Below are 24278 nucleotides of genomic sequence, written 5' to 3' on the forward strand. Positions count from 1 at the left end.
TCTGCAGGCGCGGACTTCATCGTGGCGCGGGCAACGTAAGGTTGCCCATCAGACGCCGTATAGATTTAAGCAAGCCCATCATAAATCAAAATCAACGTTGCAAAAAAGGGGGTGACCATAGATTTTTATGCGTGTGATTCAGAGACCTGAATTAAAAACGCCCCTGGATCCCAATATGGCCGACGTAGCCTTCCATATCGCCGTCAAACCCTTTGACGTATTTCACATCAGCATACACCGAGGTATTCGGTGCGAGTTGCGCCGTCATGCCCGCGCCGGTCTGCCAGTATTGATCGGAAAAATCCGTTGTACTGACATCGATTCCGCCGACATTGATATCCGGTGAATCCGAGAAATTACTCAGTACATCGGCGGTCAGGTAAGGTTTGAATTTTTCACTGGCTTTATCTTCTGCCTGGTCGCGTAACAAACGCAACCCGGCACGCGCTGTGCCCTGGTTCACTGAAACGCCGGAGATATCAGAAATTTCATCGCTGAAATCTTCTGAATTCAGATACTGATAAATGATCTGCCCCTGAGGTTCGATTTTCCAGTTGGTGCTGACGGCATAGGGTTGACCTGCTTCAGCAGAAAGCAATACGCCGTAGCTGTCCTGTTTCGCATCATGCAGGCTCTCATACTGGTTACGATACCAGGTGAACTGGCCGACAAGGTCAACGTAAGCGCCATCTTGTGCATATCGGGTGTAATAGCTGCCAACGCTGTAGGCATCACTGCGCACTGAGCCAGCATTCGCACTTTTCCCCGCCAACGTGCGCACCTGATCCTGCGTGTCGGTACTCTGGTTGCCCAATGTCGCCATGATGCCAGCGTGGACGCGTGTGCCGTTTTTCAGTTCATCCTGATATAAGTCGGTTCCGAATTGCGCGAACCAGTAATCACTGTCGTACCCAAAACGTCCCGCATCGAAGGAAGTGTGTTCTCCGCCGGTTCTCGCCCATGCGCGATTGTTGTAGCCTTTGCCATAGGTTTCTGTATCGCCCATACGCTCGTGCAGCGTGCCAGCAATACGCATGCCATAATACAAGTTCAGATAAGGTGCTGCGATATAACTGGGGATTTCGCCACGGTAAGTGTCTGGTGTAGCCGGGGCTGGCGCAGGAACATCCGGTGTCGGATTATCTGGCGTTGGGACATCAGGAACCGGCGCGTCAGGTGTTGGGATTTCAGCGCGCAGATACCAGTCATTCATATCGCCGGTGGCATCCTTGCTCCCTTCAAAAAGATAATAGTCGTAAGCGCCGATACTGACGCTGTTTTCCAGACTGAACAGGCCATTATGACGGCTGGCATCATCAATCTGAGCGACACGTATTCCGTCGTTAATTGTCTGTGCTGCCTTACCCGACGCAGAGATATGTAATCCGAACTGCCCGGACGCGTTGCCCGTAACATGAATGAGATCGCCAGTGCTGTTTCCCTGCGCATCCTGCTCCAGCGACGTATTCATAAAGAACGTACCCTTGCCTGACAGATTGTGCGTTTCCAGCGTTTTATAATCACCTTGTCCAGAAAACTGAACGCTGGCGTTATTCATGTTGAGTGAGTCGATGCGCGAGGAATCGGTCATCAGCCACTGACTGTCCTGAGCATCAATATTAATCGTACCGGCAGAAGCAGAAGAAAATTCCGTGCCATTCATCGCGCTGCCTTGCCAGGTTGAGTTAAGCAAATTGAGCGTCAGCTGGCTGGCGATCGGGTCTTCATCTGCGCTTAGCGCAATAAGGTTACCGTTAATGATGCTGCCGTTGCTGGCGTTGACCGAAAGGTCGGCAATCTGGTTGCTGTTGCTTCCGGCAACGACAAAGGCATCGGCGGCATTCAGGGAACTGTTATCCAGTGTGACGGCCCATTCGCCTTCGGTGGCGTGTACGCCCTGGGTTTTACCCGCAAGCCGGGAGTTTTTGACGTCCAGTGTGCCACCGTAGGCATAATCAGGTGTGGCGTAGGAAGTGATCAGGTCAACCAGCGGTTGGTCCGACAGTGCATTTTCCATCACGACCTGGTTAAGGTTAACGTTGCCCTGATGACTGATTTCTATGCCGCTGGTGGTATTGCCGCTGCTGATATTGCCATTGAATACCGAGATAACAGAGTTGTCGTTTGAGCTTATCGCCGTGCCTGCGGAATGGATGTCAGTGTTCACTAAGGTGACGTAGCTGTTTTGATTACTTTCGATCGCCGTACTGCCTGCATATTCTGTATTAGCAGAACCTCCATTCATTAATACACCGGCATTACGGGTGGAATAAATCGCCCGCGAGTCCTCGCCCGTCGTGGTAATTATCGCGTCATTAGAAAACAGAATAAATCCGTTATCTTCTGCATATAAGGCATTGGTATGCTTACCGTGGGTGGTCACTGTGCTACCACTTCCCGTGATAAGAACGTCGTTCCTCTTGTGCAGACTGGAATTGATGTTGTTTAAAATAATGCCTTCTGAATAATCACCCGCAGTAGTGATATTGACTTTATTGATTGTGCCCTTTGCCCCATTCTGGATAACCAGACCATCAGAGCCGTTCTGCATTGAATTAATATACAGAGTGCCGGCAATCGTCGCGGTGGCATTATTATTCACCGTGAATCCGGGGGTGCTGTTATTATAGGTATTTATGGTAACATCATTTTTAGAAAGGAAAGAGGTTCCTATTCCTTCCATCATAATGCCTTTACTTTGGCCGTAAGTGTTGATAATAAGCGGTCCGAGTAAATCAACGCTTCCGCCACGGTTAATGAGCATCGCATCAGTTAAAGAGCCCTGAGTGGTGATCGTCACCGGTGCCGCAACTGACTGTGTCAGTGCGCCACCATCATGAATATAAAAGGCAGGAATACTGGAAGTGATGCCTTCCGACCAGGTGGTTGCATTTACGCCATCCAGATACCCTTCGGTGGAAAGGTCAAAGGGGACCATTCCGCTGATATCTAACACGGGTAAATTTGTCACATTGCCAAATTCATCTTTATCACTAATATCTGTTGCAAGCGCGTAATTAGCCAGAGAGATAGATATCGCCAGAGGGGTCAGCTTTATTAATCTAAGTGCTACAGTTTTCCATTTTTCCGGATTATTTCCCATTTTATATTTCGTCCCGTCAGAATTTTTTAAAGAGTCTGGCGGACATTCTACGCATATTTATTTTTTAAGTTATTAATTGTATATTAAGGTATGCTTAATTTAAGATGTTTATGAATGTGTAATATGTGGGCGTTAACGTAATGAATAATGGGGATTAAATAATAGGGGGTGATAATATTGTTTCGAGGTGTGTATATATTATCGAACGGATAGACACAAAAAATCCGACCGCAAAAATGCGGTCGGATTTTTATTACTCAAACAACGTTTTCAGTGTGCACTGACTTCGTGGTTAATTCTCTCTGCTTTGCTCTTCAGGCCGGCAAGTACCACCATCAGCACCAGCAACGCATAGGAAATGGTCGCGATATTCAGCGCCCAGAACAAACCGTATTCGTTGTAGATGAAAGACGAGAAGGACGCGAAAATCAGCGTGCCGACGGAACTGGTGGTCAGCAGCGCAGAGGTCAGCGTTGGCGGGGAGTTTTTCACCTGCAGGCTGCCGTAGCTCATCAGACCGGAGAACATTCCTGAGTTACAGAAACCGAACAGACCCACGGCGACGAGCACCAGCGTCGGCGAATTGCTGGTGGTCAGCACCGCCAGGCTTGCCATGCCGACAATCACGGAAATCAGCAGGAAAGTACGCAGTTTCACGAAACGCACGGTGAACTGGTTCAGGAACAGGCCAATCGCTTTCACCATCCAGTAGGTGGTGATGTAAATCGCGGCACGGTCCGTTTCCATATTGAAGTGCTCATGCAGCCAGCTTGGCATCCACAGCGTGAAGACCAGCTCGGTGAAGACAAAAGCAAACAGCGCAATACACAGGAAGAATACCGCGATGCCCCATGGCTCTTTCACCACGTTGTGCGTCGATTCGTTTTTAACCGGTTGCGGAACATTCGGGAATTTCTGACCCGCGCACAGTAAAATCATCAGCAGGCTCAGGACACCCATGATGCCGTACATCGCCAGCCAGCTTGCGCCATGTTTGAACAGGAAACCCAGCACCAGCGACAGCGTCATACCGGAAAGCGCGAAGAAGAAGTCGGTAAAGATCAGGTTCGCGGAACGTTTTTTCGGATCGTCATTAATACGTACGACCAGATAGCTGCCGATAGACATCATCAGGCCCGCCGTGGCGCCGATCAGGAACACACCCACGCCGAACAGTGTAATAGACGGCATGATAAACAGCGCGATACACACCAGCACGGAAATGAAAGAGCCGGTCATCAGTTGTTTGCCCAGATCAAACTTACGCATCAGAATGCCGCTGATCATAATGGGCAGGAACAGGCCAATGTTCATTAAGGAAAACATTTGACCGATAAAGCCCGGATCTTTGTTAAATGCAGTAGCCACCGGCCCGATAACAATGCCCAGAGTGGAAACCAGTCCACCGGTAAAGAAATAGCTGAGCCATGAGATCACATTAATCCGACGGCGGTTATAAACAGTTTCCATAAACTGATTTCCTAAAAAGAGAAAATAAAAAAGCGGCGGAAAGCTTATCCAGAGATGCTTTTATCCGTAGTTAAGACGTTTATTATTGCTGTTCTTTGGTCATTTGTCCCGCAGGTATATTCAATTGCAGCATTTGTTTTTCCTAAACAATCTAAGCAATTAGCGACTTTTTGATGGTGCGACATTTCCGCTTTACATACTGTTGCGGGCTAAATATAGTCAAAAACAGCTCAACATTTTCCTATACATAAATACAACATCGAAAGGTGCAGCGCTAATGAGTTTTTCTACTGATAATTCAGCGGCTTCCGTTTCGGACAAGAAGCGGCCGGTTATTGCGATCCACGGTGGTGCAGGGGCGATTACCCGCGCGGCAATGAGCGCTGAAAAAGAACGACTTTATTTAGCCGAACTGGAGAGAATAGTCACCTGCGGACAGGCTATTCTGGCCTCCGGCGGCAGTGCACTGGATGCGGTCACCGAGGCGGTGCGTCTGCTCGAAGAGTGTCCGTTATTTAATGCGGGAAAAGGGGCTGTTTTTACCCATCAGGGCACGCATGAGTTAGACGCCTGCATTATGGATGGCCGGACGCTCGATGCCGGAGCCATCAGTGGCGTGAATCATATCCGTAATCCGATCCTGACCGCCCGCAAAATTTTGGAAGTCAGTCCGCATGTGATGTTCACCGGGGCGGGGGCGGAAGCCTTTGCCTGCGAGCACGGCCAGGAAATGGTCGGGGCGGACTATTTTTTCACCCAGGAACGTTACGATCAGTTGCAGCGGGCCATCGCCGCTGATCAGGGTGTCATGCTCGATCACGACGGCGCTTCGCTTAACGACGCTGACCCGCTGGATCCTGAACATAAATTCGGTACCGTCGGTGCGGTGGCGATGGATGCGCTGGGCAATCTGGCGGCAGCCACATCCACTGGCGGTATGACCAACAAACAGGCCGGACGCGTCGGCGATTCGCCGATTATTGGCGCAGGTTGTTACGCCAGCAATAATACGGTGGCGATTTCCAGCACCGGTACCGGCGAAGTGTTTATGCGTACGGTGGCGGCCTATGATGTGGCCGCGCTTATCGAATACGCCGGCCTTTCACTGGAAGAGGCCACACATAAAGTTGTGCAGGAAAAACTGCTGCCCCTGGGGGGAAGCGGCGGGATGATTGCGGTGGATAAATTTGGCAATGTGGTGCTGCCTTTCAACAGCGAAGGCATGTACCGTGGATTCGCCCGTGTGGGCGATGCGCCCGTCGTCAGCATTTACCGTTCATGAACAGCCCGATGAACGGTCCTCTTATTCTGCCGCCCGAACACGTGCTTGCCGTCAGCCAGCTTAGCGTGCAGTTTGCCCATGAAAGGCAGGTCATTCAGGCGGTCAGTCATCTCAGTTTTCAGGTAAAACGCGGTGAAACGCTGGCGATTGTTGGCGAATCGGGTTCCGGAAAATCAGTGACCTCACTGGCGCTGATGCGGCTGGTGGAACAGGGCGGCGGGAAGATTTCACAAGGTGAAATGCAGTTGCGCCGCCGTAACGGTGAGATAGTCGATCTGATGAACGCCACGCAGCCCGCCATGCGTAACCTGCGCGGCGCGGATATGGCGATGATTTTTCAGGAGCCGATGACGTCGCTCAATCCGGTCTTCCCGGTGGGGGAGCAAATCGCCGAATCGATCCGCTTGCACCAAAATAAAGATCACCGGGCAGCCCGTGCGGAAGCATTACGGATGCTGGATCTGGTGCGGATTCCCGAAGCCAGAAATATTCTCGACAGTTACCCGCATCAGCTTTCCGGCGGTATGCGCCAGCGGGTGATGATTGCGATGGCACTCTCCTGTAAACCTGCGTTGCTGATTGCCGACGAACCGACCACGGCGCTGGATGTCACCATTCAGGCGCAAATTCTGCAACTGATCCGGGTGCTGCAAAAAGAGATGCAGATGGGGGTGATTTTTATCACGCATGACATGGGGGTGGTGGCCGAAATTGCTGATCGTGTGCTGGTGATGCATCAGGGCAACAGTGTGGAAACGGGGGAAGTGAACGCGATATTCCGTTCTCCGCAGGCGCCTTATACCCAGACGTTGCTGGCGGCGGTGCCAAAACTCGGTTCGATGGCGGGTAAACCGCTGCCCGCACGCTTCCCGGCACCCACACAACAGGAAAGCGATCCGGAACTGATTCAAAACACCCTGACGCCAGGCGTGCCCCCGATATTACAGGTGCGTGATCTGGTTACGCGGTTCGACCTGCGCAGCGGCATTTTCAATCGCGTGACCCGCCGGGTTCATGCCGTGGAAAAAGTCAGTTTTGATTTGCATCCCGGTGAAACGCTGGCGCTGGTGGGGGAGTCAGGCTGTGGTAAATCCACCACCGGCCGTTCGCTGCTAAAACTAGTGAAGAGTCAGGGGGGCACCATCACCTTTAACGGCCAGACGCTGACTGATATCGGCGGCAGTGAACTGCAACATCTGCGCCGTGATATCCAGTTTATTTTTCAGGATCCCTACGCCTCGCTCGATCCGCGCCTGACGGTAGGATATTCCATTATGGAACCGCTGCTGGTTCACAATCTGGCAAAAGGCGCAGAAGCCGAAGCCCGTGTGGCGTGGTTGCTGGAAAAAGTCGGACTGCTGCCGGAACACGCGCAGCGCTATCCTCATGAGTTTTCCGGCGGCCAGCGGCAGCGAATTTGCATTGCGCGTGCGCTGGCCCTTAATCCAAAAGTGGTGATTGCCGATGAATCGGTTTCGGCGCTGGATGTGTCTATCCGCGCGCAAATCATCAATCTGCTGATGGATTTGCAGAAAGAGTTTGGTCTGGCATTTTTGTTTATTTCTCACGATATGGCCGTTGTTGAACGCATCAGCCACCGCGTGGCGGTGATGTATCTCGGGCAGATAGTGGAAATCGGCTCGCGCCGTGCGGTATTTGAAACACCGCAACATGCGTATACCCGCAAACTGATGGCGGCTGTACCGGTCGCCGATCCGGCGCACAAGCGAAAAGACCAGGCGCTGCTGGTGGATGAAATCCCCAGTCCGATCCGCGGGCTGCACGATGACCCGGTGGTGATGCCATTGGTGAAGGTGGGCGAAGGCCATTTCGTCGCCAGACATACGATTGCGGGTATTTACTGATTTTTGTGGCGGCTTATTTTGAGTCGTCAATTCTTAGTAAGACAAACGGGTAAGACAGGAAAAGGAACTGACATGAATCAGCAGAAATCTAAAGGTAAGAACGTTGTCCGTCAGGCCGTGCTCGCTGCCGCTGTTTTCGGTTCGCTGGCGTCGGCTTCTGCATGGGCGGCAAAAGACGTGGTTATCGCCGTAGGTTCTAACTTCACCTCGCTTGATCCGTATGACGCTAACGACACCTTATCGCAGGCGGTCGCCAAATCTTTCTATCAGGGGCTGTTTGGCTTTGATAAAGATATGAAACTGGAAAACGTTCTGGCGGACAGCTATACCGTCAGTAAAGACGGTCTGGTTTACACCATCAAACTGCATCCGGGCATCAAATTCCAGGACGGCACCGATTTCAATGCGGCGGCGGTGAAGGTCAACTTTGATCGCGCCAGTAACCCGGACAGTCACCTCAAGCGTTATAACTTGTTTAAAAATATCGCCAGCACTGAAGCCGTTGATGACACCACGGTGAAAATCACGCTGAAAGCGCCGTTCTCCGCCTTTATCAACATTCTGGCGCACCCGTCTGCGGTGATTATTTCCCCGGCAGCGCTGACCAAATACGGCAAAGACATCGGTTTCCATCCGGTCGGTACCGGCCCGTATACGCTTGAACAATGGAACCAGACTGACTTTGTGAAAGTGAAGAAGTTCGACAGTTACTGGAAAAAAGGCGAGCCGAAACTCGACACCATTACCTGGCGTCCGGTGGCTGATAACAACACCCGGGCAGCCATGTTGCAAACCGGCGAAGCGGATCTGGCGTTCCCGGTGCCTTACGAACAGGCAGCCTTATTGGAGAAAAATGCCAAACTGGATCTGGTGACGGCGCCGTCGATTCTGCATCGCTACATCAGTTTCAATGTCACGCAAAAACCGTTCGATAATGTGAAAGTGCGTGAGGCGATTAACTACGCGATTAACAAGCAGGCGCTGATCAAAGTGGCGTTTGCCGGTTATGCTGTGCCGTCTGAAGGGCCATTGCCGCAGGGCATCGAATACGCCGCGAAATTTAAACCGTGGCCGTATGATCCGGCAAAAGCCAAAGCATTGCTGAAAGAAGCCGGTTACCCGGATGGTTTCACCACTACGCTGTGGTCCTCACACAACAATAGTACCGCGCAAAAAGTGTTGCAGTTCACCCAGCAACAACTGGCACAGGTCGGTATCAAGGTGACGGTTACCGCCATGGACGCCGCACAGCGTGCTGCGCAGGTTGAGAATGTGGGGCAGAAAGAGGCGGGCATCCGCATGTTCTACACCGGCTGGTCGGCGTCTACCGGTGAAGCAGACTGGGCGTTGTCTCCGCTGTTCTCCACACAGGCCGCGCCACCGAAGCAGTTCAATACCGCGTTCTACAGCAATGCGCAGGTGGATAAAGATTTGACCGATGCGCTGAAAACGACTGACAAAGCCGAGAAAGCTAAACTGTACGCTGATGCCCAGAAGCAAATCTGGAGCGATGCGCCGTGGGCGTTCCTGGTCACTGAACGTCTGGTTTCAGCCAAAAACAAACGTCTGACCGGCTTCTATGTGATGCCAGATACGGCCTTCAGCTTTGACAATGCAGATGTGAAATAACAGGCGGTGAGGCTTTCAGGGCGCGTGGCGCACAGCGTGCGTGCCCTGAACTCGTGTGTTCCGGGTCCGGAACATGGATGTCTACCGTGAAATCACAGACAGCGAATCATGCTTAATTATTTTTTAAAACGATTACTCGGACTGATCCCGACACTGCTGATTGTGGCCGTGCTGGTGTTTTTATTTGTGCATCTGCTGCCGGGCGATCCGGCGCGGCTGATGGCCGGGCAGGATGCCGATGCCAGCGTAGTGGCGCTGGTGCGTCAGGATTTGGGGCTGGATAAACCGCTTTATCAGCAATTCTTCACTTTCTTTGGCAATGCGCTGACCGGTGATTTCGGCCACTCAATGGTCTCAAAACGCCCGGTCATTGATGAAATCAGTTCGCGCTTTATGCCGACCTTTTGGCTGACGCTGACCAGCATGGTGTGGTCGGTGATTTTCGGGCTGGTGATTGGCGTGGTATCCGCCGTGTGGCGTAACCGCTGGCCGGACAGACTGGGCATGGCGCTCGCCGTTTCCGGTATTTCCTTCCCGGCCTTCGCGCTGGGCATGCTGCTGATGCAAATCTTTTCTGTTGAACTGGGCTGGTTGCCGACGGTGGGCGCTGACAGCTGGCAGCACTATATTCTCCCTTCTGTCACACTCGGTGCAGCGGTGGCGGCGATCATGGCCCGCTTTACCCGCGCCTCTTTTGTCGAAGTGATGCAGGAAGATTATATGCGTACTGCGCGTGCCAAAGGCGTGCACGAAGCGGTGGTCGTGGTCAAACATGGCCTGCGTAACGCGATGATCCCCGTCGTGACTATGATGGGACTGCAATTTGGCTTCCTGCTCGGCGGTTCGATTGTCGTGGAGAAAGTGTTCAACTGGCCGGGGTTAGGGCGGTTGCTGGTCGATTCGGTTGAGATGCGCGATTATCCGGTGATTCAGGCAGAAGTGCTGTTGTTCTCGCTGGAATTTATCCTCATCAATCTGCTGGTGGACATGCTGTACGCCGTCATCAACCCTTCCATCCGATACAAGTGAGTAAGCGCATGAAAAACTGGCGGCGAAATGCCGTACTCGCGGGTTTACCGGTAATCACGCCGGGAACTGTGCAACCACAGGCGGGAAGGACACCGTGGAAAGCGTTCTGGCGTCGTTTTCGACGGCAGCACATTGCGATGATTGCGGGAGTTTTTATCCTGCTGCTGATTGCTGCGGCCATTCTTGCGCCGTGGCTGGTGCCCTTTGACCCGGAAAATTATTTTGATTACGACCGTCTGAACGAAGGCCCGTCGCTGATCCACTGGCTGGGTGTGGATTCGCTGGGGCGTGATATTTTCAGCCGTATTCTGATGGGTACACGGATTTCACTGACGGCTGGTGTCCTTTCTGTGGTGCTCGGCGCGGCAATCGGCACGGTATTCGGCTTGCTGGCGGGATATTACGAAGGCTGGTGGGATCGCATCACCATGCGCGTCTGTGACGTCCTGTTTGCTTTCCCCGGTATTTTGCTGGCGATTGCCGTCGTGGCGGTGATGGGCAATGGCATGTCGAACGTGATTATTGCCGTGGCGATTTTCAGCATTCCTGCCTTTGCGCGACTGGTGCGCGGCAACACGCTGGTACTCAAACAGCAAACCTATATTGAATCGGCGCGCAGCATTGGCGCCTCTGACGCCACGATTTTATTCCGCCACATCCTGCCGGGCACGTTGTCATCGATAGTGGTGTATTTCACCATGCGTATCGGTACCTCGATCATCACCGCCGCCAGTCTGTCGTTCCTGGGCATGGGCGCACAGCCGCCAACGCCGGAGTGGGGAGCGATGCTCAACGAAGCCCGCGCCGACATGGTGATGGCACCGCACGTCGCCATATTCCCGAGCCTGGCAATCTTTCTGACCGTACTGGCGTTTAATTTGCTGGGGGATGGATTACGGGATGCGTTGGATCCGAAATTGAAGAATTGAGATTTTTGCTTCTCCCCCTTCGCAGGGGAGAAGCAGATGGCTTCTATTTTTAGGAACCTGCACTCATGAAGGGGAGTGCAAAAACTCCGCATGGAATTTCAGGTGATCTTCCACAAATGACGCAATCGTAAAGTAACTGTGATCGTACCCCGGCTGAACCCGCAGTTGTAACGGCCAGCCGCGTTGTCGGGCGATCTCCGCCAGTTTTGCCGGTTGTAGCTGATCCGCCAGGAACTGATCGCTATCGCCCTGATCGACTAAAATCGGGAACGGTTTTTGATCCGCTGGCAATGAACTCAGCAGGTGGCAACTGTCGTATTGTAGCCACTGACTTTCGTCATCCCCCAGATACGCGCTGAACGCTTTACGTCCCCACGGCACCTGAGCCGGATTCACGATGGGCGCAAACGCTGACACCGAACAGAAACGCTGCGGATTACGCAGCGCCAGCATCAGCGCACCGTGGCCGCCCATTGAGTGGCCGAAAATCGACTGACGTTCGCTGACCTTGAAATGGTCGCTGATCAGCGCAGGCAGTTCATCAAGCAGGTAATCGTACATCCGGTAATGCGCTGCCCATGGCGCCTGCGTGGCATTCAGGTAAAAACCGGCGCCCTGACCGAGATCGTAACCGTCGTCGTTGGCGACACCTTCACCGCGCGGGCTGGTATCCGGCATCACCAGAATCACACCGAGTTCTGCCGCGACGCGCTGCGCCCCGGCTTTGATCGTGAAGTTTTCATCATTACAGGTCAGGCCCGACAGCCAGTACAGCACCGGCGGCGGCGCGTCGTGTTGCGCCGGAGGCAGATAAATGCTGAACGTCATGCTGCAATTCAGGCTCTCAGAGGTATGGCGGTAGCGCTGCTGCCAGCCGCCAAACATCCGGTGTTCTTCGAGTAGTTCAATCGAGCTGCTCATTGACACATTCCTTACTTATTAAAATGAATAACCGTACGGATAGATTTCCCTTCGTGCATCAGGTCAAAGGCTTGGTTGATTTCTTCCAGCGGCAGGGTGTGGGTAATGAAATCGTTCAGGGCGAATTCGCCGTCCAGATAACGTTGCACAAGGCCCGGCAACTGGCTGCGACCTTTCACACCGCCGAAAGCAGAACCACGCCATACGCGGCCTGTCACCAACTGGAAGGGGCGGGTGGAGATTTCTTCGCCTGCACCGGCCACGCCGATGATGACAGATTCGCCCCAGCCTTTGTGGCAGCATTCCAGTGCGGAACGCATCACATTGACGTTACCGATACATTCGAAGGAGAAGTCCACGCCGCCGTCGGTCATTTCGACGATAACGTCCTGAATCGGCTTGTCGAAATCTTTCGGGTTGATCAGATCAGTTGCGCCGAGTTTACGCGCCAGATCGAATTTGCTGGTGTTCAGATCGATACCGATGATGCGGCCTGCGCCAGCCATCACCGCGCCGATAATCGCAGAAAGACCAATCCCGCCGAGACCGAAGATCGCCACGGTGTCGCCTTTTTTCACTTTAGCGGTGTTGATGACCGCGCCCATCCCGGTGGTCACGCCACAACCGAGCAGACACACTTCTTCCAGCGGCGCTTCTTTATTGATTTTCGCCAGGGAGATTTCAGGCACCACAGTGTATTCGGAGAAGGTCGAAGTGCCCATGTAATGGAAAATCGGCTTGCCGTCTTTAAAGAAACGGGTGGTGCCGTCCGGCATCAGGCCTTTACCTTGTGTGGTGCGGATCGCCTGACACAGGTTGGTCTTACCGGATTTGCAGAACTTACACTCGCCACATTCCGGTGTGTACAGCGGGATCACATGGTCGCCCACGGCCACGCTGGTGACACCTTCGCCGACGGCTTCGACGACACCGCCGCCTTCATGGCCGAGGATCGCCGGGAAAACACCTTCCGGATCTTTGCCGGACAGCGTGTAAGCATCAGTATGACAAACACCGGTGGCGACAATACGCACCAGCACTTCGCCTTTTTGCGGCGGCATCAAATCCACTTCTTCGATGGACAGAGGTTGATTCGGGCCCCAGGCGACGGCCGCACGTGTTTTGATCATTTGCATTTTTTAGCTCCAGTCAGGTGTTTTTACTTATTCGGATTTTAAGTTAATAAGTCGGATGCAACGCCGGATCGTGTTCTGCGGCGAGCGGATGTTTCAGTAACGGGATCACCCCGTCATTCTGTTCGATGATCAGTTCTTTCAGCGCCCGGACATTCGGACTGAACGCATCCCGGCGCCAGATAAGCCAGGTGGCGGTATCGGCGAATTCATCCGGCATTTCGTGAATTTCTACCCGCTCGTGGCCGGGCAATTGTTCCAGCACAGAGCGCGGGATCATGGCGATACCCGCACCGCTGGCGACACAGGCCATCATGGAATGATAGGACTGAATCTCCAGGGTGTTAGCGACCGGCACATTCATGTGTTTGATCCAGCCCTGTAAACGCTGGCGGTAGGAACAACTGGGGCGGAATGCAAAAACGGTGTGGCCGCTGCGACCCGCAGGCACTTCCAGCGGCGACTCGCCCGGCGGGGTAATCACTACCATGCGCTCGCGAAAAGAAATACAGCCATTGATATCGTCAAAATCGATCGGGCCATCAACCAGTGCTGCGGCGAGACGTCCGGCACGCACGCTGTCGATGATTTCTCCGGAAGTCGCCGTCACCAGCGACAGCGCCACTTGCGGAAACTTCTGATGATAAGCGGCGAGCAAAGAAGGCAGGCGTGTTGCCGCCGTGCTTTCCATCGACCCCAGCGCGAAATTCCCGGCCGGTTCACCGGCATGCATGATGCTCATCGCTTCGTCGCTCAGCGCCAGAATGCGCTCGGCATAGTTGAGGAAGTTATGGCCCATGGCGGACAGGCGGATGCGTTGCTTCTCGCGGATAAACAGATCGGTGCCCAGTTCGAGTTCGAGCTGGCGCAGGCGGGTGGTCAGGTTCGACGGGACACGATGCAGTTGCTCTGCCGCACGCGCCAGCGAACCGGTTTCCGCTACGCAGCAAAACATCCGTAACTGAGTGAGATCCATGATGGGTTCCTGTGTTCTCTAATCGTAAACAAGTTGGTTTGTATTATTCAGTTTCCGTGATTGTACTCATAAGGCATCATAGCGACAACTTCCAATTAACTTTCTTTTAAGAAATCTGCTGTTTTCGGCGACAGGTTTGAGTATGTTTACTCACTGTTTCTAATATGTTGCATTGCGGTTTCTTTTGACGGAGCAGTTATGGCTTTTCGTATTGCGCTAAGTGGTTTTCTGGCTTTTGTCGTCGCGATGGGTATCGGGCGTTTTGCCTTTACGCCGCAGGTTCCTTTAATGATAGCTGAACATCAGTTCAGCCTGACCGGCGCGGGGCTGGTCGCCGCGTTCAACTATCTCGGTTATCTGTGTGGCGCGTTTGATGGCATGCGTGCCAGCAAACATCTTGAACGCCGTTTGTGGCTGGGCGTGTGGGGCGGCGTGATCCTGACATTGCTGTCGGCGGTAATTTCCGGCGAAGTGCTGCACAGTATTGTGCGCTTCCTGATCGGCTGGACCAGCGGCTGGGCGATGGTCATGGTATCAGCGTGGTGTAACGAACGGCTGGCGCATTATGGCCGTCCTGCAATGAGTGCCGCGGTGTTTGCCGGGCCGGGCGCGGGGATTTTCCTCAGCGGCATGTTAGCGGTGGGTATTCACAGTTTGCAGCTCACCTCAGCGCAGGCCTGGTGTGTTTACGGCGTGCTGGCGCTGATTTTCGTGGCAATTATCACGCCGAATCTGCCGCGCAAAGGCGACCTGCACCGTTCGCACATGGCGACTGAGCCGCTGGTGATGACGCCTGCGCTGAAACGTCTGGTGTGGAGTTACAGTCTGGCGGGCTTTGGTTATATCCTGCCCGCGACGTTTTTATCACAGATGGCGAGTGCACGTTTTCCTGACAGTCTGTTCGCACAGTTTGTCTGGCCGGTGTTTGGCGGCGCTGCGGTTATCGGCATCATCATCGGTATTCTTACCCGCCATTGTCTGACTACGCATACCCGCCTGGCGCTGACACTATGGATTCAGGGGCTGGGGATTTTGTGCGCGGAAGTGGTGCCGGGCGTCAGTGGTCTGGTGCTTGGCGCGCTACTGACCGGCGGTGGTTTCCTCAGCGTGGTGCAATTGGCCTTACAATACAGCCGCGAGCTTGCACCCAATCACAGCCGTTATATGGCCGGGTTGCTGACGACCGGTTACGCTGTTGGCCAGTTATTCGGACCGGTTCTGTCGGCGATTTCTACCGCGCTGACCCATCGTCTGGAGCCTGCGCTGTATGTCGCGCTGGCCGGTTTTATTATTGCCGGGGCGCTGGTCTTCCGGCATAAACGATAAGTTGCAGCTATTTCATCCATCATGAAGCACATTCACTGGATTCTGAACCGGCTCTCCACTACAGTAAGCCACCTCATTTTAGCGTGATCTGCGTCAAAGTGATTACATCTGCCGGAGAAGAAAGAATGCCAATCCTGAGTAAAGAAGCCATTTTGGTTCACGAGGCCCTGTTAGCCCGTGGTCTGGAAACCCCTCTGCGTGAAGCTTTGCCGATCGACAATGAAACGCGCAAGCAGCGGATCCAGGAACATATGACCGGCATCATGCAGCTTCTCAATCTGGATCTTTCCGATGACAGTCTGGCGGAAACGCCGCACCGCATCGCCAAGATGTATGTGGATGAAATTTTCTCCGGACTTGATTACGCCAACTTCCCGAAAATCACCGTCATCGAAAATAAGATGAAAGTGGATGAAATGGTCACCGTGCGCGATATCACCCTGACCAGCACCTGCGAACACCATTTCGTGACCATCGACGGCAAAGCGACCGTGGCGTATATCCCGAAAGACACCGTAATCGGCCTGTCGAAAATCAACCGCATCGTGCAGTTCTTCTCACAGCGCCCGCAGGTTCAGGAGCGTCTGACCCAGCAGATACTGGTTGCCCTGCAAACCCTGCTCGGCACCACCAATGTCGCGGTTTCCATTGATGCGGTGCATTACTGCGTGAAAGCGCGCGGTGTGCGTGACGCGACCAGCGCAACAACGACGACTTCGCTCGGTGGTCTTTTCAAATCCAGCCAGAATACGCGTCAAGAATTTTTAAGAACCGTCCGCCATCCATCGTAACTAAAGCCGCAGCGGTGTTCGCTGCGTTCGGAGACCCGAATCACTGACATCAGTCAGCTCATCGGGTTCTTCTCGCTGGCTGCCATGCTGCAACTTCATTTACTTGGATGGTAGCCACCCTGATTTTCTTCCCTTATTCTTAAATATCTCAATAATCTTCAAAAGGAATGTCAGGGTGCGCTCACGTATTGCCACGCTCGACTTTGCCCGTGGTCTCGCCATTTTTGGCATTCTTCTGCTCAATATCAGCGCCTTCGGTTTACCGAAAGCCGCTTACCTGAATCCGGCATTTGCCGGAACGCCTTCAGCTTCTGATACCTGGACCTGGGCGGTGCTCGACGCGCTGGCGCAAGGCAAATTCCTGATGATGTTCGCCATGCTGTTTGGCGGCGGTCTGTTTTTATTGCTGCCGCGCGGCAAACACTGGATCCAGGCCCGGCTGTCGATTTTATTACTGTGCGGTTTTCTTCATGCCACCCTGATGTGGGACGGTGATATTTTGCTGTCATACGGGCTGATTGGTCTGGTGTGCTGGAGGATGGTGCGGGAAGGGCGCAGCAGTCAGTCGCTGATTTCAACGGGCATCATTTTGTATCTGATCGGTGTGGCCGTGCTGGCGATGCTGGGATTTATTACCTCGCCAAAGCCCGGTAGTTTCTGGCTTCCGGGACCGGCGGAAATTCAGTATGAACAATACTGGCGGCTGAAAGGGGGTTGGGAAGCTATCCGCAACCGGCTCGATTTACTGTCATCCAGTTTGCTGGCGATTGGCGCGCAATACGGCTGGGAACTGGCGGGCGCCATGCTGATTGGCTCCGGCCTGATGCGCAGCGGATGGCTCAAAGGTGCGTTTCGCGTCTCGCATTACCGCAAGGTCGCAGCCGTACTGTTACCGCTTTCATTGCTGATTCAGATCCCGGCGATTTATCTGCAATACCGTACCGGCTGGGACTACCGCTGGAGCGGTTTTCTGTTGCAGGTGCCGCGTGAAATTGGCTCGCTGATGCAGGCGGTGAGCTATCTGGCGCTGTGCTACGGCTTCTGGCCGCTGATTTCCCGCTGGCGCATAACGCACTGGATTTCGCAGACTGGCCGCATGGCACTGACCAATTACCTGTTACAGACGCTCATCTGCATCACCTTCTTCAATGTTTTCGGCTTCTATCAGCACTTCGACCGCCTGCAACTGGTCGCACTGGTGCCGCTGGTCTGGGTGTGCAATGTGCTGGTGACATTGCTGTGGTTGCGTCATTTCCGCCAGGGGCCGGTGGAGTGGCTCTGGCGTCAACTGACGGCGAAAGCAGCGGGTGAAGAACTAAAAGCTGCCTGAACCTGACGTTGATATATCATCCTAAATGATGGATTTGGGATGAAGGTTGCATATTTGTATGTAAACGTTTTCTTTCCTGTGACGAGATTCACGCAGGCGTTTTCGCAAAATGTTTAGGATAGCGGTCGTGCCTCTCCGATGACCACTACACTAAAAAAGGAAACGCCATGCGCACTTCACCTCGCTTCTCTTTGTCTGGTTTCTTTACCTCCTGGGTCAAAAATTTCCGTATTCCTCCGTACCATTCCCTGACTGATCACGGAGCGACGCATGGTCACAATTCGTGATGTCGCCCGGCTGGCGGGGGTTTCTGTCGCCACCGTGTCACGTGTTCTGAACAATCCGTCTATTGCCAGCAAAGAAGCGCGCGAGCAGGTGTTACAGGCCGTCGCCACGCTGGGATACCGGCCCAATGCCAATGCGCAGGCACTGGCGACGCAAAGCAGCGATACCATCGGCGTGGTGGTGATGGATGTTTCAGACCCGTTCTTTGGCGCGCTGGTGAAAGCCGTTGATACCGTCGCGCAGCAGCATCAGAAATACGTCCTGATAGGCAACAGCTATCATATTGCTGAAAAAGAAAGGTACGCCATTGAAGTTCTGATTCGTCAGCGCTGTAACGCACTCATTGTGCATTCCAAGGCGCTGGGGGATGACGAGCTTTCGCGATTTATGGATCAGGTGTCGGGCATGGTGCTGATTAACCGTGTCATTCCGGGCTACGAGCACCGCTGTGTCTGGCTTAACAACGTCAGTGGCGCGGAAATGGCAACCCGCCTGTTGCTGTCTCAGGGGCACCAGCGCATTGGTTATATCGGTTCAAGTCATGGTATCGAAGACGATTTGCAGCGCTACCAGGGCTATTCGCAGGCAATGACGCAGGCACATCAGAGCGGAGATGCGCCACCTGCTGCATGGCGGGCGCAAAGTTCGCCGGATCTGCAGGGCGGGGAAGCGGCGATGGTGGAACTGCTCGGGCGTAATCTGCACCTCAGCGCGGTGTTCGCCTACAACGATTCGATGGCTGCGGGGGCGATGGCCGTGTTGAAAGAAAACGGAATTAACATTCCCGATGACTTTTCGCTGATCGGTTTTGATGACATTCCGATTGCCCGCTATACCAGCCCGAAAATGACCACCGTGCGTTATCCGATCGTTTCCATGGCGACGCTTGCCACTGAACTGGCTTTAAAAGGTGCGGCAGAACAGTTAGCTACGGGCGTTTCGCATTGCTTCATGCCTACGCTGGTCAGACGCCACTCGGTAGCTCCCTGGCAAAATGTGGCACCCGTCACTTATTGATCAAATAACGCGATGTAACCGTTTTCAATCTGTGAGAACTTTCACAGTTTATTAACATCGGGCGCATTATGATTCATTCGTTTTCAATATGATTCAATTTGGGTCCGGTTTGCCGGACTTGTTTCACAGCGAGTCAGGACGTTATAAGTCAAGGATGGCAGGCACCCACAATCGTGACGTGGAGCTGTACTGCTCCCGCAGGGATTTCCGGTGCCAAATTCTGTAACACCCTACATAACCGGAGATACAAATGAATAAGAAGGTCTTCACCCTGGCGACTCTGGCTGCAAGCATGATGTTTGGTTTTGCCGCACATGCTGCTGATACTAAAATCGGTGTCACCATCTACAAATATGACGACAACTTCATGTCCGAAGTTCGTAAAGCCATTGAGAAAGATGCGAAAGCCACTCCAGATGTGCAACTGCTGATGAATGACTCGCAAAACAGCCAGTCTACCCAGAACGACCAGGTTGACGTTATGCTGGCGAAGGGTGTTAAAGCGTTGGCCATTAACCTGGTTGACCCGGCTGCTGCCCCGGTCATCATTGAAAAAGCCCGCGGTGCTGGCATTCCTGTCGTTTTCTATAACAAAGAACCTTCCCGTAAAGATTTAGACAGCTACGACAAAGCCTATTATGTCGGGACTGATTCTAAAGAATCCGGCGTGATCCAGGGTGAGCTGATTGCTAAACACTGGAAAGCTAACCCGGCCTGGGATCTGAACAAAGACGGCGTGATCCAATACGTGCTGATCAAAGGCGAGCCGGGCCATCCGGACGCTGAAGCGCGTACTAAGTACGTCATCAGCACCCTGAATGGCAAAGAAGGCCTGAAAACTCAACAACTGCAGCTTGATACCGCCATGTGGGATACCGCACAGGCGAAAGACAAGATGGATGCGTGGTTATCCGGTCCTAACGCTAACAAAATCGAAGTGGTTATCGCCAACAACGATGCGATGGCAATGGGTGCTGTAGAAGCGCTGAAATCCCATAACAAAACCAGCATTCCGGTATTTGGTGTGGATGCCCTGTCAGAAGCGCTGGCACTGGTGAAATCTGGCGCAATGGCCGGTACCGTGTTGAACGATGCAAACAACCAGGCGAAAGCCACGTTTGATCTGGCGAGAAATCTGGCTGACGGTAAACCAGCGGCCGAAGGGACTAACTGGAAAATCGAAAACAAAGTCGTGCGTATTCCTTATGTCGCCGTGGATAAAGACAATCTGTCTTCCTTCGTGAAATAAGAATGCAACGGCAGCAGTAACGACAGACAGCAATAAAAAACAAAGCTAAGCAGTGGCAAAAATAATTGCGGTTAAGCCGTAAATAAAGACTAAGTATGATTAGACGTTAATGCTTATCTGACAGGACGTCATGTCGCTCTGCGTGTGGTGCGTATACCGGCCATACGCAGGGCTGACATCAGGTATTAATACACCCGTTTATTTTTATCTTTAGCCAGGTATAACTATGGCCGATAATACGTTATCTGACACAACATCAAAACCGGACGAATTCCTTCTGGAAATGAGTGGTATCAATAAATCATTTCCTGGCGTCAGGGCGTTAGATAATGTGAATTTAAAAGTGCGTCCTCATTCTATTCACGCCCTGATGGGTGAAAATGGCGCAGGTAAATCCACATTATTAAAATGCCTTTTCGGGATATACAGCAAAGATTCCGGTACCATTCTTTTTCAGGGACAGGAAGTTAATTTTAAAAGTTCGAAAGAAGCGCTGGAACAAGGCGTGTCGATGGTCCATCAGGAATTAAACCTGGTGTTGCAACGTACGGTCATGGACAACATGTGGCTGGGACGTTATCCGACCAAAGGACTATTTGTCGATCAGGACAAAATGTACAAAGACACCAAGGCGATTTTCGACGAACTGGATATTGATATCGACCCGCGCGACAAGGTCGGTAAGTTGTCCGTTTCGCAGATGCAGATGATCGAAATCGCTAAGGCGTTTTCCTACAATGCAAAAATCGTCATTATGGACGAACCGACGTCCTCGCTGACGGAAAAGGAAGTGAACCATCTGTTCACCATCATCCGTAAGCTGAAAGATCGTGGCTGCGGCATTGTGTATATCTCGCATAAGATGGAAGAAATCTTCCAGCTGTGCGATGAGATAACCATTCTGCGCGACGGTCAGTGGATTATTACTCAGCCGCTGGAAGGCCTGGACATGGATAAAATCATTTCCATGATGGTCGGCCGCTCACTGAGCCAGCGTTTCCCTGACCGCCAGAACGTACCGGGTGAAGTTATCCTCGAAGTCCGTAATCTGACCTCGCTGCGCCAGCCTTCCATTCGTGATATTTCCTTTGATTTACACAAAGGGGAAATCCTCGGAATTGCCGGTTTAGTCGGTGCAAAACGTACAGATATCGTCGAGACGTTATTTGGTATCCGCGAGAAAGTCGCCGGAACCATTAAATTACACGGCAAAAAAATTAATAATCACAGTGCCAATGAAGCCATTAACCATGGTTTTGCACTGGTGACGGAAGAACGTCGTTCCACCGGTATTTATGCATATCTGGACATCGGCTTTAACTCGCTGATTTCTAATATTCGTCAATATAAAAATAAAGCCGGTTTACTCGACACTGCCCGGATGAAAAGCGATACCCAATGGGTTATCGATTCCATGCGGGTGAAAACGCCGGGACATAAAACCAGCATTGGTTCATTGTCAGGCGGTAATCAGCAAAAAGTTATTATCGGGCGCTGGTTATTAACCAACCCTGAGATATTAATGCTGGACGAACCGACGCGCGGCATTGATGTTGGCGCTAAGTTTGAAATTTACCAGTTAATCACCGAGTTGGCGAAAAAAGAGAAGGGGATCATTATTATCTCCTCTGAAATGCCGGAGTTGCTGGGTATTACTGACAGAATATTGGTTATGAGTAATGGACAGGTTGCAGGTATTGTTGAAACTAAAAATACCTCGCAGAACGAAATATTACGCCTGGCTTCCTTGCATCTCTAATTTTTAAGGGTTCTTATTATGAAAGCATTAAATAAGAAAAGTGTGCTCACTTATTTAAAAGAGGGCGGGATTTATGTGGTCCTGCTGGTCTTACTGGCCATTATTATCATCCAGGATCCGAGCTTCCTCAGTCTCGTCAACTTAAGTAACATTCTGACTCAGTCATCTGTGCGCGTTATTATCGCACTGGGCGTGGCAGGGCTTATCGTCACCCAGGGTACTGACCTGTCAGCCGGGCGTCAGGTCGGGTTAGCAGCGGTTGTTGCGGCCACCATGTTGCAGGCGATGGACAACGTCAACAAAGTATTCCCGAATCTGGAAGTGGTGCCCATTCCGCTGGTTATTCTGACCGTGTGTATTGTTGGTGCATTAATTGGTTTGCTGAACGGTATTATTATCGCTTACCTGAACGTAACGCCGTTTATTACCACGCTGGGCACGATGATTATCGTCTACGGGATTAACTCCCTGTATTACGATTATGTTGGTTCTTCACCGGTCGCAGGCTTTGACCCGGGCTTCTCCCAGTTTGCACAAGGCTTTATCCATTTAGGTGGTCTGAAGCTTTCCTACATTACGTTCTACGCGCTGATTGCGATCGCCTTTGTCTGGGTGTTGTGGAACAAAACCCGCTTCGGTAAAAACATCTTTGCTATCGGTGGTAACCCTGAAGCTGCGAAAGTTTCCGGCGTTAACGTCCCGTTAAACCTGATTATGATTTATGCATTGTCTGGTGTGTTCTACGCGTTCGGCGGTTTACTGGAAGCTGGGCGTATCGGCAGTGCGACCAACAACCTCGGCTTTATGTATGAACTCGATGCCATCGCAGCCTGTGTGGTCGGCGGCGTGTCATTCGCCGGTGGTGTGGGTTCTGTGGCAGGGGTGGTGACAGGGGTGCTGATTTTCACCGTCATCAACTACGGCCTGACCTACATCGGCGTGAACCCTTACTGGCAGTACATTATCAAGGGCAGCATCATCATCTTCGCGGTGGCGCTGGACTCTTTGAAATACGCCAAGAAGAAATAAGTTATCGGGCAGTAAAAACAAAAGGCCGCATACGCGGCCTTTTTGCTGTCGTAAATTCGGAACCGGACTGCTCCCTCCCCTTTCGCAGGGTGAGGCGCTAAAGGCCAAACCCTTTCGAAGGGGAGGCGCAGTCCGGTTCTTACTGCTGGAAAGGATTTCTGCCCACCGGTTTCGGTGGTTCAGGTTGCGGTGCCGGTGCGGCATGCTCGGTTTCATCCTGAGCGGCGTCATTGGCTTCCTGCTCCGCTTTGACTCTGGCCGCTTCGTCTGCGGCCGCTTTTTCCGCAGCAGCTTTATCCGCTGCTGCCTTATCTGCCGCGGCTTTGGCGATAGCGGCTTTCTTCTCGGCTTCAAGTTGCTGTTGTAATGCCAGCAGTTGTTCCGGTGTTACCGCCGGGTAGCCCTGGGCATCGTCCGGAATGGTGTGTACCGCAGGAATAGGGATTAGCGGGCCAAGGAAGCGGGGTTCGCGTTTAAGCAGATACAAATCCGTCAGCGCGCCGAGGCGGGCGAAGATCTCGCGGCTGCGCACGCTGAGCATATTTTTTGGCGATGGTACGGCGAAACATTGTGCCTGAATGCCCATGTGCAGCGCGATAAACAGCGCGCGTTCGCAGTGGAAACGCTGGGTGATAATGATGAAATCGTTAGTGTCGAAGACTTTACGGGTACGCACGATGGAGTCGAGCGTACGGAATCCGGCGTAGTCGAGCACGATATCGCTGGCGGGAATACCGGCGGCAATCAGATCGCGGCGCATGGTGCTCGGCTCGTTATAACTTTGCTGTGCATTGTCACCGCTCAGCAGCAGATATTTTACCTTGCCGCTGTTGTAGGCATTAATCGCGCCCTGAATCCGGTACAGGTAATACTGATTAATGACGCCGGTGCGGTAATACTTCGCTGTTCCGAGCACCACGCCGACCTGACGGTGCGGCAGGGTTTGTACTTCGTCATAAATGTAGGGCTGGGTACGTAAGCTTATCCACTGATCAAGCCCAATAGCGACAGCCAGCATCAGAATAATGATGCCGAAAACGCCAGCTATAAGTCGCTTAATCATAGGTATCCCTGTTATGACCGGATGGAAATCGGATCCAAGGCTACTTTACCTGTTCGGGGTTCGCAATACGTTGGACTCTGCATCCACAGGCT

Annotated in this window: 18 protein-coding genes; 12 read left to right on the plus strand and 6 right to left on the minus strand. The window is 52.6% G+C overall.

The window, feature by feature from the left end; genetic code table 11:
- Window positions 1-151 precede the first annotated feature (151 nt).
- Together LC431_RS23090 and tsgA are read right to left on the minus strand one after the other, a co-directional pair.
- Window positions 152-2971 carry an autotransporter outer membrane beta-barrel domain-containing protein gene (locus LC431_RS23090; RefSeq protein ID WP_223510369.1) on the minus strand — a complete coding sequence of 940 codons (2820 nt, stop codon included), beginning with the start codon at window positions 2969-2971 and terminating at the stop codon, window positions 152-154.
- Between the two features lie 402 nt (window positions 2972-3373).
- Window positions 3374-4573, minus strand: coding sequence for an MFS transporter TsgA (tsgA, locus tag LC431_RS23095; RefSeq protein ID WP_013574731.1), 1200 nt, complete (start codon window positions 4571-4573; stop codon window positions 3374-3376).
- Window positions 4574-4850: 277 nt separating this feature from the next.
- Here tsgA and LC431_RS23100 point away from each other — a divergent pair, with 277 nt between their 5' ends.
- The 5 genes from LC431_RS23100 (at window position 4851) to gsiD (ending at window position 11307) form a co-directional block, all read left to right on the plus strand.
- On the plus strand, window positions 4851-5855 hold the full coding sequence (locus tag LC431_RS23100; protein WP_153375101.1) for an isoaspartyl peptidase/L-asparaginase family protein: 1005 nt from the start codon (window positions 4851-4853) through the stop codon (window positions 5853-5855).
- The gene (locus LC431_RS23105) at window positions 5852-7720 is read left to right on the plus strand and encodes a dipeptide ABC transporter ATP-binding protein (protein WP_013574733.1); all 1869 of its coding nucleotides are present in this window, start codon (window positions 5852-5854) and stop codon (window positions 7718-7720) included. Before LC431_RS23100 ends, LC431_RS23105 begins: the two co-directional genes overlap by 4 nt.
- Window positions 7721-7792: 72 nt before the next feature.
- On the plus strand, window positions 7793-9349 hold the full coding sequence (gene gsiB / locus LC431_RS23110; protein WP_223510370.1) for a glutathione ABC transporter substrate-binding protein GsiB: 1557 nt from the start codon (window positions 7793-7795) through the stop codon (window positions 9347-9349).
- Window positions 9350-9457: 108 nt separating this feature from the next.
- The gene (gsiC, locus tag LC431_RS23115) at window positions 9458-10378 is read left to right on the plus strand and encodes a glutathione ABC transporter permease GsiC (RefSeq protein WP_015689564.1); all 921 of its coding nucleotides are present in this window, start codon (window positions 9458-9460) and stop codon (window positions 10376-10378) included.
- A gap of 8 nt (window positions 10379-10386) precedes the next feature.
- On the plus strand, window positions 10387-11307 hold the full coding sequence (gsiD, locus tag LC431_RS23120; RefSeq protein WP_037036082.1) for a glutathione ABC transporter permease GsiD: 921 nt from the start codon (window positions 10387-10389) through the stop codon (window positions 11305-11307).
- 63 nt (window positions 11308-11370) lie between these two features.
- Here the strand turns inward: gsiD and fghA are convergent, their stop codons facing one another.
- The 3 genes from fghA to LC431_RS23135 are packed head-to-tail and all read right to left on the minus strand — an operon-like array spanning window position 11371 to window position 14337.
- On the minus strand, window positions 11371-12228 hold the full coding sequence (gene fghA / locus LC431_RS23125; RefSeq protein WP_013574737.1) for an S-formylglutathione hydrolase: 858 nt from the start codon (window positions 12226-12228) through the stop codon (window positions 11371-11373).
- An 11-nt stretch (window positions 12229-12239) separates the two neighbouring features.
- On the minus strand, window positions 12240-13364 hold the full coding sequence (locus LC431_RS23130) for an S-(hydroxymethyl)glutathione dehydrogenase/class III alcohol dehydrogenase (protein WP_013574738.1): 1125 nt from the start codon (window positions 13362-13364) through the stop codon (window positions 12240-12242).
- A gap of 43 nt (window positions 13365-13407) precedes the next feature.
- The gene (locus tag LC431_RS23135; protein ID WP_013574739.1) at window positions 13408-14337 is read right to left on the minus strand and encodes a LysR family transcriptional regulator; all 930 of its coding nucleotides are present in this window, start codon (window positions 14335-14337) and stop codon (window positions 13408-13410) included.
- Window positions 14338-14535: 198 nt separating this feature from the next.
- Here LC431_RS23135 and LC431_RS23140 point away from each other — a divergent pair, with 198 nt between their 5' ends.
- The 7 genes from LC431_RS23140 (at window position 14536) to mglC (ending at window position 23123) form a co-directional block, all read left to right on the plus strand.
- Entirely contained in the window at window positions 14536-15663 is a 1128-nt protein-coding gene (locus LC431_RS23140; RefSeq protein ID WP_013574740.1) for a YbfB/YjiJ family MFS transporter, read from the plus strand.
- A gap of 125 nt (window positions 15664-15788) precedes the next feature.
- Window positions 15789-16454 (plus strand): GTP cyclohydrolase I FolE, encoded by a 666-nt coding sequence (folE, locus tag LC431_RS23145; RefSeq protein WP_013574741.1) that lies wholly within the window; start codon window positions 15789-15791, stop codon window positions 16452-16454.
- Window positions 16455-16629: 175 nt separating this feature from the next.
- Window positions 16630-17784, plus strand: a complete 1155-nt coding sequence (gene yeiB, locus LC431_RS23150; RefSeq protein ID WP_015689565.1) for a DUF418 domain-containing protein YeiB — start codon at window positions 16630-16632, stop codon at window positions 17782-17784.
- A 270-nt stretch (window positions 17785-18054) separates the two neighbouring features.
- Window positions 18055-19086, plus strand: a complete 1032-nt coding sequence (gene galS / locus LC431_RS23155) for an HTH-type transcriptional regulator GalS (RefSeq protein WP_015689566.1) — start codon at window positions 18055-18057, stop codon at window positions 19084-19086.
- A gap of 250 nt (window positions 19087-19336) precedes the next feature.
- A complete protein-coding gene (gene mglB, locus LC431_RS23160; protein ID WP_013574745.1) occupies window positions 19337-20335 on the plus strand; it encodes a galactose/glucose ABC transporter substrate-binding protein MglB in 999 nt (332 codons plus the stop codon).
- A gap of 226 nt (window positions 20336-20561) precedes the next feature.
- Window positions 20562-22094, plus strand: coding sequence for a galactose/methyl galactoside ABC transporter ATP-binding protein MglA (gene mglA, locus LC431_RS23165; RefSeq protein ID WP_112151158.1), 1533 nt, complete (start codon window positions 20562-20564; stop codon window positions 22092-22094).
- Between the two features lie 18 nt (window positions 22095-22112).
- Complete coding sequence (gene mglC / locus LC431_RS23170) at window positions 22113-23123, plus strand: galactose/methyl galactoside ABC transporter permease MglC (RefSeq protein WP_013574747.1); 1011 nt, start codon at window positions 22113-22115, stop codon at window positions 23121-23123.
- Window positions 23124-23262: 139 nt separating this feature from the next.
- On the opposite strand, the gene sanA is transcribed toward mglC, so the two are convergent.
- Window positions 23263-24186 (minus strand): outer membrane permeability protein SanA, encoded by a 924-nt coding sequence (sanA, locus tag LC431_RS23175; protein ID WP_223510371.1) that lies wholly within the window; start codon window positions 24184-24186, stop codon window positions 23263-23265.
- Between the last annotated feature and the right edge of the window lie 92 nt (window positions 24187-24278).

Source organism: Rahnella sp. GSA61A (assembly GCF_019969905.1).
Classification (GTDB): domain Bacteria; phylum Pseudomonadota; class Gammaproteobacteria; order Enterobacterales; family Enterobacteriaceae; genus Rahnella; species Rahnella aceris.